The sequence below is a fragment of the Enterobacter huaxiensis genome, assembly GCF_003594935.2.
Taxonomy (GTDB): domain Bacteria; phylum Pseudomonadota; class Gammaproteobacteria; order Enterobacterales; family Enterobacteriaceae; genus Enterobacter; species Enterobacter huaxiensis.
In genome coordinates this window covers 2,097,339-2,110,954 of record NZ_CP043342.1, presented here as the reverse complement: position 1 = coordinate 2,110,954, position 13,616 = coordinate 2,097,339, and the positions used below count along the sequence as shown (strand labels likewise).

Annotated in this window: 11 protein-coding genes and 2 tRNA genes; 5 read left to right on the top strand and 8 right to left on the bottom strand. The window is 54.9% G+C overall.

Going from position 1 to position 13,616, the window contains the following annotated elements; genetic code table 11:
- Window positions 1-157: 157 nt before the first annotated feature.
- From galU to rssA, 3 genes are all read right to left on the bottom strand, one after another.
- Complete coding sequence (gene galU / locus D5067_RS10065; RefSeq protein WP_119937691.1) at window positions 158-1,066, bottom strand: UTP--glucose-1-phosphate uridylyltransferase GalU; 909 nt, start codon at window positions 1,064-1,066, stop codon at window positions 158-160.
- A 198-nt stretch (window positions 1,067-1,264) separates the two neighbouring features.
- Window positions 1,265-2,278: a two-component system response regulator RssB gene (rssB, locus tag D5067_RS10060; RefSeq protein ID WP_119937690.1), complete on the bottom strand. Its 1,014-nt coding sequence runs from the start codon at window positions 2,276-2,278 to the stop codon at window positions 1,265-1,267.
- Window positions 2,279-2,368: 90 nt separating this feature from the next.
- Complete coding sequence (gene rssA / locus D5067_RS10055) at window positions 2,369-3,271, bottom strand: patatin-like phospholipase RssA (protein ID WP_119937689.1); 903 nt, start codon at window positions 3,269-3,271, stop codon at window positions 2,369-2,371.
- 114 nt (window positions 3,272-3,385) lie between these two features.
- Between rssA and D5067_RS10050 the strand changes: the two genes are divergently transcribed.
- The 4 genes from D5067_RS10050 to D5067_RS10035 all read left to right on the top strand — a co-directional run bounded on the left by D5067_RS10050 (window position 3,386) and on the right by D5067_RS10035 (window position 5,094).
- A complete protein-coding gene (locus D5067_RS10050; protein WP_119937688.1) occupies window positions 3,386-3,844 on the top strand; it encodes a YchJ family protein in 459 nt (152 codons plus the stop codon).
- A 46-nt stretch (window positions 3,845-3,890) separates the two neighbouring features.
- Window positions 3,891-4,733 carry a formyltetrahydrofolate deformylase gene (gene purU, locus D5067_RS10045; protein ID WP_119937687.1) on the top strand — a complete coding sequence of 281 codons (843 nt, stop codon included), beginning with the start codon at window positions 3,891-3,893 and terminating at the stop codon, window positions 4,731-4,733.
- Window positions 4,734-4,890: 157 nt separating this feature from the next.
- Window positions 4,891-4,975: transfer RNA gene (locus D5067_RS10040), tRNA-Tyr, on the top strand.
- A 34-nt stretch (window positions 4,976-5,009) separates the two neighbouring features.
- A tRNA-Tyr gene (locus D5067_RS10035) sits at window positions 5,010-5,094 on the top strand.
- 84 nt (window positions 5,095-5,178) lie between these two features.
- Here the strand turns inward: D5067_RS10035 and D5067_RS10030 are convergent.
- Window positions 5,179-5,622: an Lrp/AsnC family transcriptional regulator gene (locus D5067_RS10030; protein WP_119937686.1), complete on the bottom strand. Its 444-nt coding sequence runs from the start codon at window positions 5,620-5,622 to the stop codon at window positions 5,179-5,181.
- A 107-nt stretch (window positions 5,623-5,729) separates the two neighbouring features.
- On the opposite strand from D5067_RS10030, the gene D5067_RS10025 reads away from it, so the two are divergent.
- A complete protein-coding gene (locus D5067_RS10025) occupies window positions 5,730-6,626 on the top strand; it encodes a DMT family transporter (RefSeq protein ID WP_119937685.1) in 897 nt (298 codons plus the stop codon).
- Here the strand turns inward: D5067_RS10025 and narI are convergent.
- Genes narI through D5067_RS10005 form a run of 4 tightly spaced genes read right to left on the bottom strand, consistent with a single transcriptional unit; the run spans window position 6,623 to window position 13,282 of the window.
- Window positions 6,623-7,300 (bottom strand): respiratory nitrate reductase subunit gamma, encoded by a 678-nt coding sequence (gene narI / locus D5067_RS10020; protein ID WP_119937684.1) that lies wholly within the window; start codon window positions 7,298-7,300, stop codon window positions 6,623-6,625. The two genes, D5067_RS10025 and narI, sit on opposite strands and share 4 nt — an antisense overlap.
- Window positions 7,300-8,010 (bottom strand): nitrate reductase molybdenum cofactor assembly chaperone, encoded by a 711-nt coding sequence (gene narJ, locus D5067_RS10015; protein ID WP_119937683.1) that lies wholly within the window; start codon window positions 8,008-8,010, stop codon window positions 7,300-7,302. Before narJ ends, narI begins: the two co-directional genes overlap by 1 nt.
- Window positions 8,007-9,542, bottom strand: a complete 1,536-nt coding sequence (narH, locus tag D5067_RS10010) for a nitrate reductase subunit beta (RefSeq protein ID WP_119937682.1) — start codon at window positions 9,540-9,542, stop codon at window positions 8,007-8,009. The genes narJ and narH overlap by 4 nt, the downstream gene beginning before the upstream one ends.
- Window positions 9,539-13,282, bottom strand: a complete 3,744-nt coding sequence (locus D5067_RS10005; RefSeq protein ID WP_119937681.1) for a nitrate reductase subunit alpha — start codon at window positions 13,280-13,282, stop codon at window positions 9,539-9,541. Before D5067_RS10005 ends, narH begins: the two co-directional genes overlap by 4 nt.
- Window positions 13,283-13,616: the final 334 nt, after the last annotated feature.

The following is a 13,616-nucleotide window of genomic DNA, read 5'->3' as shown; positions in this document are numbered from 1 at the left end:
GCAATTTGCGCGGTACAACCTTTTACAGTCTGTCATATGCGATAACAGACTCTTTTACGTCCCTTACAATCGTGCCTCAGACTTCAAGCCAGCCGTTATGGGCATAAAAAAAACCGGTGGGCATCGCCACACCGGTTTTGTTCAGCCGAATATCAGACTATTTCTTAATACCCACGCTATCTTTAAGCCAGGCTTTAAATTCTTCGCCCAGGGTATTATGGCGAATACCATATTCAACAAACGCCTGCATATAACCGAGTTTATTACCGCAGTCGTGGCTCTTACCTTTCATATGGTAGGCTTCTACGGTCTCTTTTTCGATCAGCATATCGATGCCGTCGGTTAACTGGATTTCATCCCCGGCTCCCGGAGGCGTTTTCGCCAACAGTGGCCAAATTTCGGCGCTCAGTACGTAGCGGCCAACAACCGCAAGGTTGGATGGCGCAACGTCAGCTTTCGGTTTTTCAACAACACCGACCATAGGAACACTCTCACCCGGCTGTAGGGCAACACCCTTGCAATCCACGACGCCATAAGCGGTAACGTCTTCTACAGGCTCAACCATAATCTGGCTGCTGCCGGTTTCGTCGAAGCGTTTAATCATCTCTGCCAGGTTGTCCTGAGAAAGATCGGATTCGAATTCATCCAGAATAACGTCTGGCAAAATAACCGCCACAGGCTCATTACCGACAACAGGATGCGCACACAGCACCGCATGGCCCAGGCCTTTAGCCAGGCCCTGACGAACCTGCATAATCGTAACGTGTGGAGGACAAATAGACTGAACTTCCGCTAACAGCTGACGCTTAACGCGTTTTTCCAGCATTGCTTCAAGTTCAAAACTTGTATCGAAGTGGTTTTCGATAGAGTTTTTAGATGAGTGCGTCACCAGCACAATTTCAGTAATGCCTGCTGCGATACATTCATTAACGACATACTGGATTAATGGCTTATCAACCAAAGGCAGCATCTCTTTAGGGATTGCCTTTGTTGCTGGTAACATCCTGGTCCCCAATCCCGCTACCGGGATGACGGCCTTTCTGACTTTCGAATTTAGGGCAGCCATTGAATTCTCCTGAGCTGTTCAAGTTTTGAACTTTTATGCATTAAATAACGCGTTGAGTATATCAGCCTCCCCCATGAGCGCGGGTCTGAAAACAACGCGTTGCCGATCAATTAGGATAAATACGAATGAATCTGGCCGTGATAGTAGCACCGCCAACAAACCTCAGGTAAAGCAATCTGAGGAATAAATCTCAACTGCTTATTCCGTGGACAACATTAAGCGTAACCGCCCGCCTGCCCCCCAAATTTGGCACTGCCAGGAGGAACAGCGATGGCTAATTTGATTGAGATAAGCCGTTCCCATTGTTCCCAGCGGAACACCATTGCTCACCTGAATCTGGTGCTCCCCCGTATTCAGAGAGGCGTTTAAACCCGCAGAGACAAGAATGAGGTTTTTCAATCCGCTGTGATAATAACCAACCAGAAGAGGAAACTGCCCGGGTAAATTGGCCTGGCGGAAAAGTTGGTTAACTTGTTTTAGCAAACTGCCTAACTCAGGCAGCCGTTGTCCCTGATGCGACAACTGTTCCTGCAATAAACCATTAAATAGCGCACGAAGTAGCAACGCCGCTAATACACCGTTGTCCCCTGCCCGGGTGACGTCCAGGCAATAAAACGCCAGGTCGGAATCGGATAGGGGCGCAATATCCAGCACCAGGCCTGGCTGATCGGCGGCCACCAGCTGTCGATAATTTACCCGACAATGGGAAATATTTTGCTGCACAGGAGGCTGGAGTTCCTGCAACAATTTTGCGGCGGCTAGCGGATTACTGACGAGGGCGTCCCAGTCCTGAAACAGGCGTTCTTCTTCCTCAACCCGGGAATTAAACATGTTGGGATACAGACAGGCCAGAACGGTCTCACGCAGGCGGTTTAAATCCTTAACGGGCTTGAGCAGAATATCCTGCACCCCCAAACGCAATGCCTTGGCAATATCGGCCATATTTTCCGTCGCCGAGATCACCAGAATCGGCGTCTGGTTACCTTCATTACGCAGGTGTTCAACCAGCTTAAGCCCATTCATGCGCGGCATCTCAAGGTCGCAGATCATCAGATCGGGAATGACCGTGACCATTTTCTCCAGCGCGTCGATACCATCTTCAGCAAGGGACGTCAGTGCCCCTAGCGAAGATAACCACGAATCCAGCAGTGAGCGGAAAACGGGCTCGTCTTCAACAATCAAAATGTGTTTTCCGGCCAATGGCTGCGTCATGGTTCCTCCCCTGGCTGACAGTAACTCAATAGTGGCATGCTATTGGTACTATCGCCTGTCAGATTTTGCTGAAGTAATCAAATAAGATGCTTAAAGTGCTGTTCGCACAAACGGTAACAGTTCATCTATTTTTTTTTCGACGGCTAAGGCACCTGCGGCAATGGCGGCCTCAGCCCGATGGAAATCAAGGGTTGAGATTTGAGGACAATAGGGTTGAATCAGAATATCGGGAGGATCACCGGCCATGCGATTTCGCTTAAGGCGGTTCTCAAGCACCTGAATCGACGTCGTCATGATTTCCATAGCGGTTGGAGCCGCTACCGCACGACGAGCCGCCATGCGCCCAATTCGACCTCGTAAACGCTCATGCCAGGCGAGCTTTTCACCTTCAGCATCTTCGTTTTGAAGATTCACAGGCATCAGATCTTGCTGCATAAGGTGGGCATCGTGCTGCAAATCCACGGCGATGACAATATCTGCGCCCATTGCCCGCGTCAGGGAGATGGGCACAGGGTTGACCACACCGCCATCGACCAGCCAGTAGCCATTATGCGGCACGGGCGCCATTAGCCCAGGCATACTGCAGGATGCACGCACGGCAAGATGAAGATCGCCTTCGGTAAGCCAAAGCTCTCGTCCCGTGCTGAGGTTCGTGGCGACGGCACCAAACGGCAGCTGACAATGACTAAAGTCATCAAGGGGCATGATCTGACGGAACTGGTTAAAGACGCGTTCACCGCGCAGCAAGCCGCCACGCTGCCAGGACAGGTCCATCAGGCGCAGCACGTCCCAGTAGCTAAAGGCGCGAACCCAGCCTTCGAGCTCCGGAAGCTTACCGCAGGCATAGGCGGACCCGACCAGCGAACCAATTGAACACCCTGCTACGATATCAACGTCAATACCCATCTTGTTCAAGGCATTGATAACGCCAATATGTGACCAGCCCCGGGCTGCACCTGAGCCCAACGCCAGTCCAATTTTTACTTTTCTCATTAGCCCTGTTTTACTTCCCCTGGATCCCCAACATAGCGTCAACGCATCTGCTCAGTTAACATGGTGCTACCTTAAGCGTTTAACGCCCTTATTTTTTGTTCCAGGAAGAGAATCGTGTCTCAACTCTGCCCCTGTGGTAGCGCTCTGGAGTATAGCCTATGTTGCCAGCGATATCTTACTGGCGAGCAGGTTGCACCAGACCCGTCACACCTAATGCGTTCGCGGTATACTGCTTTTGTGATCAAAGACGCAGACTATTTAATCAAGACCTGGCATCCGTCCTGCCATGCTGTCGATTTCCGGCATGACATTGAAGCCGGGTTCGCCAACACCGTCTGGCTTGGACTGACCGTCTTTGAGGCTGCACCTGGACGCGATGACAACGAAGGTTACGTGAGTTTCGCCGCCCGGTTTACCGAACACAACAAGCCTGGCGCTATTATCGAACGTTCCCGGTTCTTAAAGGAAGGCGGGCGATGGTATTATATTGACGGAACGCGCCCTCAGTTCGGTCGTAACGATCCCTGCCCTTGTGGTTCAGGTAAAAAATTTAAAAAGTGTTGCGGGCAGTAGTGCCTGACAACCCAGACTTCGCAAATACAAACAGGATTTCCCGGCAATGCAATCACTACAACGTAAAGTGCTGCGCACCATCTGTCCCGATCAAAAAGGGCTGATCGCACGAATTACCAACATTTGTTACAAGCATGAACTGAATATCGTGCAGAACAACGAGTTCGTTGACCACCGTACCGGTCGTTTCTTCATGCGCACCGAGCTGGAAGGCATTTTCAACGACACGACCCTGCTTGCGGACCTGGATAGCGCCCTGCCGGAGGGTTCCGTCCGTGAGCTGACGCCTGCGGGCCGTCGCCGCATCGTGATTCTGGTGACCAAAGAGGCGCATTGCCTGGGTGACCTGCTGATGAAAGCGAACTATGGTGGCCTGGATGTCGACATCGCCGCCGTCATCGGCAACCACGAGACGCTGAGAACGCTGGTTGAGCGTTTTGATATACCCTTCGAGCTGGTGAGCCACGAAGGCCACACGCGTGAAGAACACGACGACCTGATGGCCCAGGCCATTGAAGCGCATAATCCAGACTACGTGGTGCTGGCGAAATATATGCGCGTACTGACCCCTTCTTTCGTGTCGCGCTTCCCGAACAAGATCATCAATATCCACCACTCGTTCCTGCCGGCATTCATTGGCGCGCGTCCTTACCACCAGGCCTACGAGCGCGGCGTAAAAATCATCGGCGCAACGGCGCACTACGTGAATGATAATCTGGACGAAGGTCCCATCATCATGCAGGACGTGATCCACGTGGATCATACCTACACGGCAGAAGACATGATGCGCGCCGGACGTGACGTTGAGAAAAATGTGTTAAGCCGTGCGCTGTATCAGGTGCTGGCCCAGCGCGTCTTCGTTTACGGTAACAGAACGATCATTCTTTAATCCTTCGGAAAATGAATTGATTAGCTTTGCACCTTTACGGATAAAAAGCAGGCAAACAACTGCATTTACCTAAAGGAATGCTTTACAGGGGCGTCTCATTTGATATGATGCGCCCCGCTTCCAGCAGGAAGCAGGCCAGTAAAAAGCATTACCCCGTGGTGGGGTTCCCGAGCGGCCAAAGGGAGCAGACTGTAAATCTGCCGTCATCGACTTCGAAGGTTCGAATCCTTCCCCCACCACCATCTCTCAGCGTTACCTCAAAATATGAATACCCCTGGTGGGGTTCCCGAGCGGCCAAAGGGAGCAGACTGTAAATCTGCCGTCATCGACTTCGAAGGTTCGAATCCTTCCCCCACCACCATCACTTTCAAAAATCATCACAAAATCGAACCGAGTCCACCTTCGTAGGCCGGGTAAGGCGCAGCCGTCACCCGGCGACAGAGGGCTACATCGGCGGCAAACGACGCCTCACCGGCGAACTCTTCACGATCGATGTATTACACTGTGCATGCTCTGCCAGGCCGTCCAGCAATACATCCAGTTGCTCTATCGAGCGCACCACCAGCCGAATCACAAAGCAATCTTCTCCGGTCACCTTGTCACTCTCAATGCACTCTGGCATCGCCTGAATATATTTATCCACCTTATGTAGTAACCCAGGCAAAGGCCGCACGCGCACCAGCGCCTGCAGCGTATATCCCAACGCCGCCAGATTCACCCGCGCACCATATCCCTGAATCACTCCTCGCTCTTCCAGCCGCTTAAGACGCTCTGCCGTACTGGGCGAGGTCAGCCCCACACGACCACTCAGCACCTTCAGCGACACTCGCGCATCCTCTACCAGACAAGCCAATATTTGCCGATCGATATCATCAAGCAGGCATTCCATCACTTTCACCTAATTTTAAAAAGCCATTAACCTGTTTCACCTTATATCAGCCCTGTAAAACCCGACAGCGATTTTCGACAATAGGGTCATTAATCAGGAGGTGGATGATGCGTGATATACAGAAAGGCGTCTGGCAAATGAGCCTGGCGATGTTAATTTCCGGCTCAATCGGAGCCTTTGTGCTCCTCTCAGGCCTGCCGGTAACAGAGGTTGTTTTCTGGCGATGCTTGATTGGCGCCATCACGCTGTTTGTTTTCATCCGGATAAGCAAAAAACCGTTCAGCCCCCTCACCCGCACCACGCTGCTGCTGGCTATTCTCGGTGGCGTAGCGCTCGTGGTGAACTGGCTGCTGCTGTTTGCGGCCTACGAGCGTATTTCGATCGGCCTTTCGACCGTGGTTTATAACACTCAGCCGTTTATGCTGGTGATAATGGGGATCGTCTTAGGCGAACGCGTCAGCCTGGTGAAATGGGGCTGGCTGCTCCTGGCATTCGGTGGTGTCGTCATTCTGCTTTCCAGCGAGCTGACTAACGCTCATGGCAGCGAATGGCTCGCGGGTATCGGGCTGGCGTTGGGTGCGGCGTTCTTCTATGCGCTGACGGCTATCATTGCACGCAAACTAAAATCCATCGCACCGCAGCATATTGCCTTTATTCAGGTGGTGACGGGCGTAGTGATGCTTCTGCCGCTGGCGCAATTGCCCACTTTCGGCGCGGAATTCCCATGGCCGATTTTGCTGACGCTGGGTATCGTGCACACGGGGATCATGTACCAGCTGCTTTATAGCGCCATTCAGAAACTGCCAACCCCCATCACCGGCTCGCTATCGTTTATCTATCCGGTAGTCGCAATTGTTGTCGATAACCTGGTGTTCGGGCACTCGCTCAACCTCACGCAGCTGGCGGGCGGCGCGTTAATTTTGTTTGCTGCCGCGGGCAACAATCTGGGCTGGGGCGAAAAAAAACCCCGCGAGTGCGGGGTTGAGGTCAAAACGGTCAATTAGCGACGAGCGCGCACAATCTGGTATTTGCGCGTCAGGTATTCCACCGGCACGCTCCAGATGTGTACCAGACGAGAGAACGGGAACAGCACAAACAGGGTCATGCCGAGCACCAGGTGCATGCGGAAAATAAACGCCACGCCGTCCAGGTGTTCAGACGCACCGCCGTGGAAGGTCACGACGGACTGCGCCCAGCCGACCAGCTTCATCATCTCGCTGCCGTCCATATGCTGCGCAGAGAATGGGATGGTCAGCAGACCCAGCGCACACTGGATAACCAGTACCGACATCACCAGAATATCTGCTGCGGTTGTCGTAGCGCGAATGCGAGGACTGAAGAGGCGGCGTTTGAGTAGCAACAGGCCGCCAACCAGACACATAAGACCCGCCGCACCGCCACCGAACATTGCCATCTTCTGTTTCACTTCCAGCGGCAACCACGCTTCATACATCCAATGCGGCGTCAACATTCCGAATGCATGGCCTGCAATCACGCCCAGGATCCCGATGTGGAACAGGTTAGACGCCAGGTTCATTCCTTTACGATCCAGCATCTGGCTGGAGGCGGCGCGCCAGGTGTACTGGCCATAGTCATAACGCAGCCAGCTTCCCACCAGGAACACGGTGCCCGCGATATACGGGTAGATGTCAAAGAAGAACATATTCAGGAAGTGCATTATTGCCGTCCTCCGTTAGAGATATTCAAATATTGCGGAGCAACGGCCCCGGCAAAACGACGCTGGTGAGCAGAGATTTCAGACTCGCCGCAGTTCTTGTCAGCAAAGAATTTCACCTGCTCTTCTTCCCAGACCGCATCCAGCGCCTGGGGAGTATCGTCGCGGGCTTCGTCCGCTATTTTCTCCGCCACTTTCTCACTGTCGACCGAGGCGTTTGCCAGCTTCACCAGCAGGTCGAACAGCACGGCGTAGCGGCTTTCGCGCTGCTGAAGACGCGCGCTAAGCAACGCCAGAATCGGTGCGATGTCCTGCAAACCGCCAAGCGCCTCTTCTTTAGGCAGCTGCGCAAGATATTCCAGATACAGCGGCAGGTGGTCAGGCAGCTCTCGGCTGTCGAGCTGCAGGCCGTGCTGCTCGTACTGGGACATCAGGTCCACCATCGCCTGGCCGCGGTCGCGGGACTCACCGTGAACGTGTTCAAACAGCAGCAGCGAGGTGGCGCGACCGCGGTCAAACAGCTGGCTGTAGTCCGCCTGGGCGTCCAGCAGATCGCGTGCTAACAGGTCGCGCAGGAAAACGCCCAGGGTCTGGGCATCCTCTTTGTCCAGGTTTTCAGATGACGCGAGTGCATCAAAGAGTTCCTGCTGATGCTGCGCAAGCGCAGCATCCGGGTACTCGAGCAGACGCGAAACAATGACGAGTTCAATCATTGGTGCGGCTCCGTTTTGCTGGTCACATCCATCGCGTCGATGCGGCGGCTGTTGAACAGGTTGAATTTAGTGTCTGAACCGTGGCAACCGTCACCGAAGGTAAAGCCACATCCGCTTTTTTCCGGGAAGGCTTCGCGAGCCTGCTCGCGGTGGCTGCTCGGCACCACGAAGCGGTCTTCGTAGTTAGCAATCGCCAGGTAGCGGTACATCTCCTGCGCCTGCGCTTCGGTCAGACCCACCTCCTCCAGCGCACGGGTGTCGATCACGCCGTCTACGGTTTCGGTACGTTTGAAGTGGCGCATCGCCAGCATACGCTTCAGCGCCAGCAGGACCGGCTGGGTGTCGCCTGCGGTGAGCAGGTTCGCCAGATACTGAACCGGGATACGCAGGCTTTCTACGTCCGGCAGAATGCCGTTGCTGCCCAGTTCACCCGCGTCAGCGGCAGACTGAATCGGTGACAGAGGCGGCACATACCAGACCATCGGCAGCGTGCGGTATTCCGGATGCAGCGGCAGAGCCAGCTTCCAGTCCATCGCCATTTTGTAGACCGGAGACTGCTGCGCGGCGTCGATCACGCTCTGCGGCACGCCGTCCTTCAGCGCCTGTTCGATCACTTTCGGATCGTTCGGATCGAGGAACACGTCGAGCTGACGCTGATAGAGGTCTTTCTCGTGCTCGGTGCTCGCTGCGCTTTCAATCGCGTCCGCGTCATACAGCAGCACGCCGAGGTAACGGATACGGCCCACGCAGCTTTCAGAACAGACGGTCGGCATGCCTGCTTCAATGCGCGGATAGCAGAAGATGCACTTCTCTGACTTGCCGCTCTTCCAGTTGAAGTAGATTTTTTTGTACGGGCAGCCGGTGATGCACATACGCCAGCCGCGGCACTTGTCCTGGTCGATCAGGACGATGCCGTCTTCTTCACGCTTGTAGATGGCGCCGCTCGGGCAGGTCGCCACGCACGCCGGGTTGAGGCAGTGCTCGCACAGGCGCGGCAGGTACATCATGAAGGTGTTTTCGAACTGGCCGTACATCGCCTTCTGCATGTTCTCGAAGTTTTTGTCTTTCGACAGCTTCTCAAACTCGCCGCCCAGATCGTCTTCCCAGTTCGGGCCTTTCTCGATCTTGTTCATGCGCTGACCGGTGATCAGCGAGCGAGGACGGGCAATCGGCTGATGTTTCCCTTCCGCTGCGTTATGCAGGTTCTGGTAGTCAAAATCGAACGGCTCGTAGTAATCATCAATGCCCGGCAGGTGCGGGTTAGCGAAGATTTTACCCAGCAGCATCGCGCGGTTACCCATGCGCGGCTGAATTTTACCGTTAATTTTGCGGATCCAGCCGCCCTTGTATTTCTCCTGATCTTCCCAGTTGGTCGGGAAGCCGGTGCCCGGCTTGGTTTCAACGTTGTTGAACCACGCGTACTCGGTACCTTCGCGGCTGGTCCAGACGTTTTTACAGGTGACTGAGCAGGTATGACAGCCGATGCATTTATCCAGATTCAGCACCATGCCGACTTGTGAACGAATTTTCATTTTACGCTCTCCTGTACCTGGTCATTACCTTCGCCGTCTAACCAGTTAATATTCTTCATCTTACGTACCACCACGAACTCATCGCGGTTAGATCCTACGGTGCCGTAGTAGTTAAAGCCGTAGGCCAGCTGCGCATAGCCGCCAATCATGTGGGTCGGCTTCGGCGTAATACGGGTGACAGAGTTATGAATACCGCCGCGCTGCTCGGTGATTTCTGAGCCAGGAATGTTCACTATACGTTCCTGCGCGTGGTACATCATGGTCATCCCCGCCGGCACGCGCTGGCTCACTACCGCACGCGCGGTTAACGAACCGTTGGTGTTGAACACTTCAATCCAGTCGTTGTCCACAATGCCCAGATCTTTCGCATCCGCTTCGCTCATCCACACAATCGGACCACCGCGACCCAGCGTCAGCATCAGCAGGTTGTCGCTGTAGGTGGAGTGGATACCCCACTTCTGGTGTGGCGTCAGGAAGTTCAGCGCTTTCTCAGGGTTACCGTTGGACTTCTCGCCCATTACCGCTTTCACCGAACGGGTGTCGATCGGCGGACGATAGACCAGCAGGCTTTCACCGAAGTCACGCATCCACTGGTGATCCTGATAAAGAGACTGACGACCGGTCAGGGTGCGCCACGGGATCAGCTCGTGAACGTTGGTGTAGCCCGCGTTATAGGACACGTGCTCATCTTCAAGCCCTGACCAGGTCGGGCTGGAGATGATTTTGCGCGGCTGGGCCTGAATGTCGCGGAAGCGGATCTTCTCGTCTTCTTTATTCAGCGCCAGGTGCTTGTGGTCGCGCCCTGTGAATTCACTCAGCGCTGCCCAGGCCTTCACGGCTACCTGGCCGTTGGTTTCCGGTGCCAGGGTGAGGATCATCTCAGCGGCATCAATGGCGGTATTCAGCATCGGCTGGCCTTTGGCCGGGCCGTCTGCTTTGGTGTAATTGAGCTTACGCAGCAGGTCCATTTCGCTCTGGGTGTTCCAGGCAATCCCTTTACCGCCGTTACCGATTTTCTCCATCAGCGGGCCGATAGAGGTAAAGCGTTCGTAGGTTGCCGGGTAGTCGCGCTCAACCGGAATGATGTGCGGCGCGGTCACGCCTGGGATCAGGTCGCATTCACCTTTTTTCCAGTCCTTCACGTCCAGCGGCTGCGCCAGCTCGGCTGCGGAGTCGTGCTGGATTGGCAGCGTGACAACGTCGGTCTCTTTGCCCAGATGCCCTACGCAGACTTCGGAGAATTTCTCGGCGATGCCTTTGTAGATTTCCCAGTCGCTTTTCGATTCCCACGCCGGGTCAACGGCAGCAGAGAGCGGATGAATAAACGGATGCATATCCGAGGTATTCATATCGTCTTTTTCGTACCAGGTCGCCGTTGGCAGAACGATATCGGAATACAGGCAGGTGCTCGACAGACGGAAGTCCAGCGTCACCACCAGATCCAGCTTGCCGTCCAGGCCGTTGTCTTTCCATTCCACTTCTTCAGGCTTCACGCCGCCCTGCTTGCCAAGATCTTTACCCTGGATACCGTGGTCGGTCCCGAGCAGATACTTCAGCATGAACTCGTGGCCCTTACCGGAAGAACCGAGCAGGTTTGAACGCCAGATGAACAGGTTGCGCGGGTGGTTTTTACCGTTTTCAGGCTGTTCAGCCGCGAAGCGGATAGAACCTTCCTTAAGGGATTTAACGGTGTAATCCACCGGGGTCATGCCTGCTTTCTTCGCCTCTTCGGCAATGCGCAGCGGGTTGGTACCCAGCTGTGGTGCGGACGGCAGCCAGCCCATACGTTCAGCACGCACGTTGAAGTCAACCAGGTGTCCGCTGTAGCGGGATTTATCCGCCATCGGTGACAGCAATTCCTGCGCGGTAACCGTCTCGTAGCGCCACTGGCTGGAGTGGTTATAGAAGTAGGAGGTACTGTTCATGTGACGCGCCGGGCGCTGCCAGTCGAGGGCAAACGCCAGCGGCTGCCAGCCGGTCTGCGGACGCAGTTTTTCCTGGCCCACATAGTGCGCCCAGCCGCCGCCGCTCTGGCCGACGCAGCCACAGAAGATCAGCATGTTGATCAGGCCGCGATAGTTCATATCGAGGTGATACCAGTGGTTCAGACCGGCACCGACGATAATCATCGAACGACCGTGCGTTTTATCAGCGTTCTCTGCAAATTCACGCGCGATGCGGGTGATCTGCGCCGCCGGGACGCCGGTGATCTGCTCAGCCCATGCCGGGGTGTACGCTTTTACGTCGTCGTAGCCGGTTGCGCAGTTTTCATCGTTCAGACCGCGCTCCAGGCCGTAGTTGGCCATGGTCAGATCGTACACGGTGGTGACCAGCGCGGTAGAGCCGTCGGCCAGCTGCAGGCGTTTCACCGGCAGCTTATGCATCAGGACGTTTTGCAGCTCAACTTTATTGACGTGCTCGGTGCCTTCACCGCCGAAGTACGGGAAACCGACGTCGGCGATTTCGTCCTGGCTGCCCAGCATGCTGAGGCGCAGATCGGTCTCTTCACCGGACGTGCCGTCACGCTGTTCCAGGTTCCACTTGCCTTTTTCGCCCCAGCGGAAGCCGATAGAGCCGTTTGGCGCGATCAGTTCGCCGCTGCTGTTACAGGCAACGGTTTTCCACTGCGGGTTGTTTTCCTGACCGAGCGCATCCACCAGGTCAGCGGCGCGCAGCATACGGCCTGCGGCATAATAGCCGTCGCGCTCTTCCAGCATCACCAGCATCGGCATGTCGGTATAGCGACGCACGTAGTCGGTGAAGTATTGGCTTGGGTTATCAAGGTGGAACTCACGCAGCATTACGTGGCCCATCGCCAGCGCCATTGCCGCATCGGTACCCTGCTTCGGTGCCAGCCACAGGTCGCAGAGTTTGGCGATTTCGGCGTAGTCAGGGGTAATCGCAACGGTTTTGGTGCCCTTGTAGCGCACTTCGGTAAAGAAGTGGGCGTCCGGGGTACGGGTCTGCGGAACGTTGGAGCCCCATGCCAGGATGTAGCTGGAGTTATACCAGTCGGCGGATTCAGGCACGTCGGTCTGCTCGCCCCAGGTCTGCGGAGACGCAGGCGGCAGGTCACAGTACCAGTCGTAGAAGCTCAGGCAGGTACCGCCAATCAGGGAGAGGTAGCGCGCGCCGGAGGCATAAGAGACCATCGACATCGCCGGGATTGGCGAGAAGCCCGCTACGCGGTCAGGACCGTAGGTTTTTACGGTATAGACGTTAGAGGCGGCAATCAGCTCGTTGACTTCTTTCCAGGAGGAGCGGACAAAGCCACCGCGACCGCGCGCCTGCTTGAAGCTTTTCGCTTTGTCGGCGTCTTCGATAATGGATGCCCATGCCTCTACCGGATCGCTGTGCTGAACTTTAGCTTCACGCCACATTTTCATCAGGCGTTTGCGCATCAACGGGTATTTCAGGCGGTTAGCGCTGTAGAGATACCAGGAGTAGCTTGCGCCGCGCGGGCAGCCGCGAGGCTCATGATTTGGCAGGTCCGGGCGCGTGCGCGGATAGTCCGTCTGCTGCACTTCCCAGGTCACCAGGCCGTTTTTAACGAAAATCTTCCAGCTACATGAGCCAGTGCAGTTTACGCCGTGGGTAGAACGGACGACTTTGTCATGCTGCCAGCGCTGGCGGTAACCGTCTTCCCAGTCCCGGTTGGTCTCCAGAACCTGGCCGTGCCCATCGGCAAAAGTTTCACCCTTCTGTTTGAAGTAGCGAAACCGGTCCAAAAATTTGCTCATCGGGTATCTCCTGTATGGAGCCTGTGGCTCTCTAAATCGACATTGCTGATTTGCAGCGAAGGTAACGCTATGAAAGATGGTGAGAATTGATAACGATCAAGGCGAGCGGGGTCTGATGAGGGAGGTATTACATCGCATACCACCAAAGCGGTAGATTTTTTAATTTTTTATATTCATGATTTATATGGATATTTTTTATTTATCGTACAAAAAGCAGGGCTAAATTTAACATCTTAGGTATTAAGGGGTAGAAACCGCTGCAAAGCGATGGCGGTCACAGTGTTACGCGCTGCGACATGGCGCAGACATGATAAGTATGTTGTAACTAATGAAG

Bases quoted from the DNA above. Each gene is read 5' to 3' on its own strand.
- rssB (WP_119937690.1), bottom strand. From the start codon at position 2,278: ATGACGCAGCCATTGGCCGGAAAACACATTTTGATTGTTGAAGACGAG.
- D5067_RS10025 (WP_119937685.1), top strand. From the start codon at position 5,730: ATGCGTGATATACAGAAAGGCGTCTGGCAAATGAGCCTGGCGATGTTA.
- narH (WP_119937682.1), bottom strand. From the start codon at position 9,542: ATGAAAATTCGTTCACAAGTCGGCATGGTGCTGAATCTGGATAAATGC.
- rssA (WP_119937689.1), bottom strand. From the start codon at position 3,271: ATGAGAAAAGTAAAAATTGGACTGGCGTTGGGCTCAGGTGCAGCCCGG.
- D5067_RS10030 (WP_119937686.1), bottom strand. From the start codon at position 5,622: ATGGAATGCCTGCTTGATGATATCGATCGGCAAATATTGGCTTGTCTG.
- narJ (WP_119937683.1), bottom strand. From the start codon at position 8,010: ATGATTGAACTCGTCATTGTTTCGCGTCTGCTCGAGTACCCGGATGCT.
- galU (WP_119937691.1), bottom strand. From the start codon at position 1,066: ATGGCTGCCCTAAATTCGAAAGTCAGAAAGGCCGTCATCCCGGTAGCG.
- D5067_RS10005 (WP_119937681.1), bottom strand. From the start codon at position 13,282: ATGAGCAAATTTTTGGACCGGTTTCGCTACTTCAAACAGAAGGGTGAA.
- narI (WP_119937684.1), bottom strand. From the start codon at position 7,300: ATGCACTTCCTGAATATGTTCTTCTTTGACATCTACCCGTATATCGCG.
- purU (WP_119937687.1), top strand. From the start codon at position 3,891: ATGCAATCACTACAACGTAAAGTGCTGCGCACCATCTGTCCCGATCAA.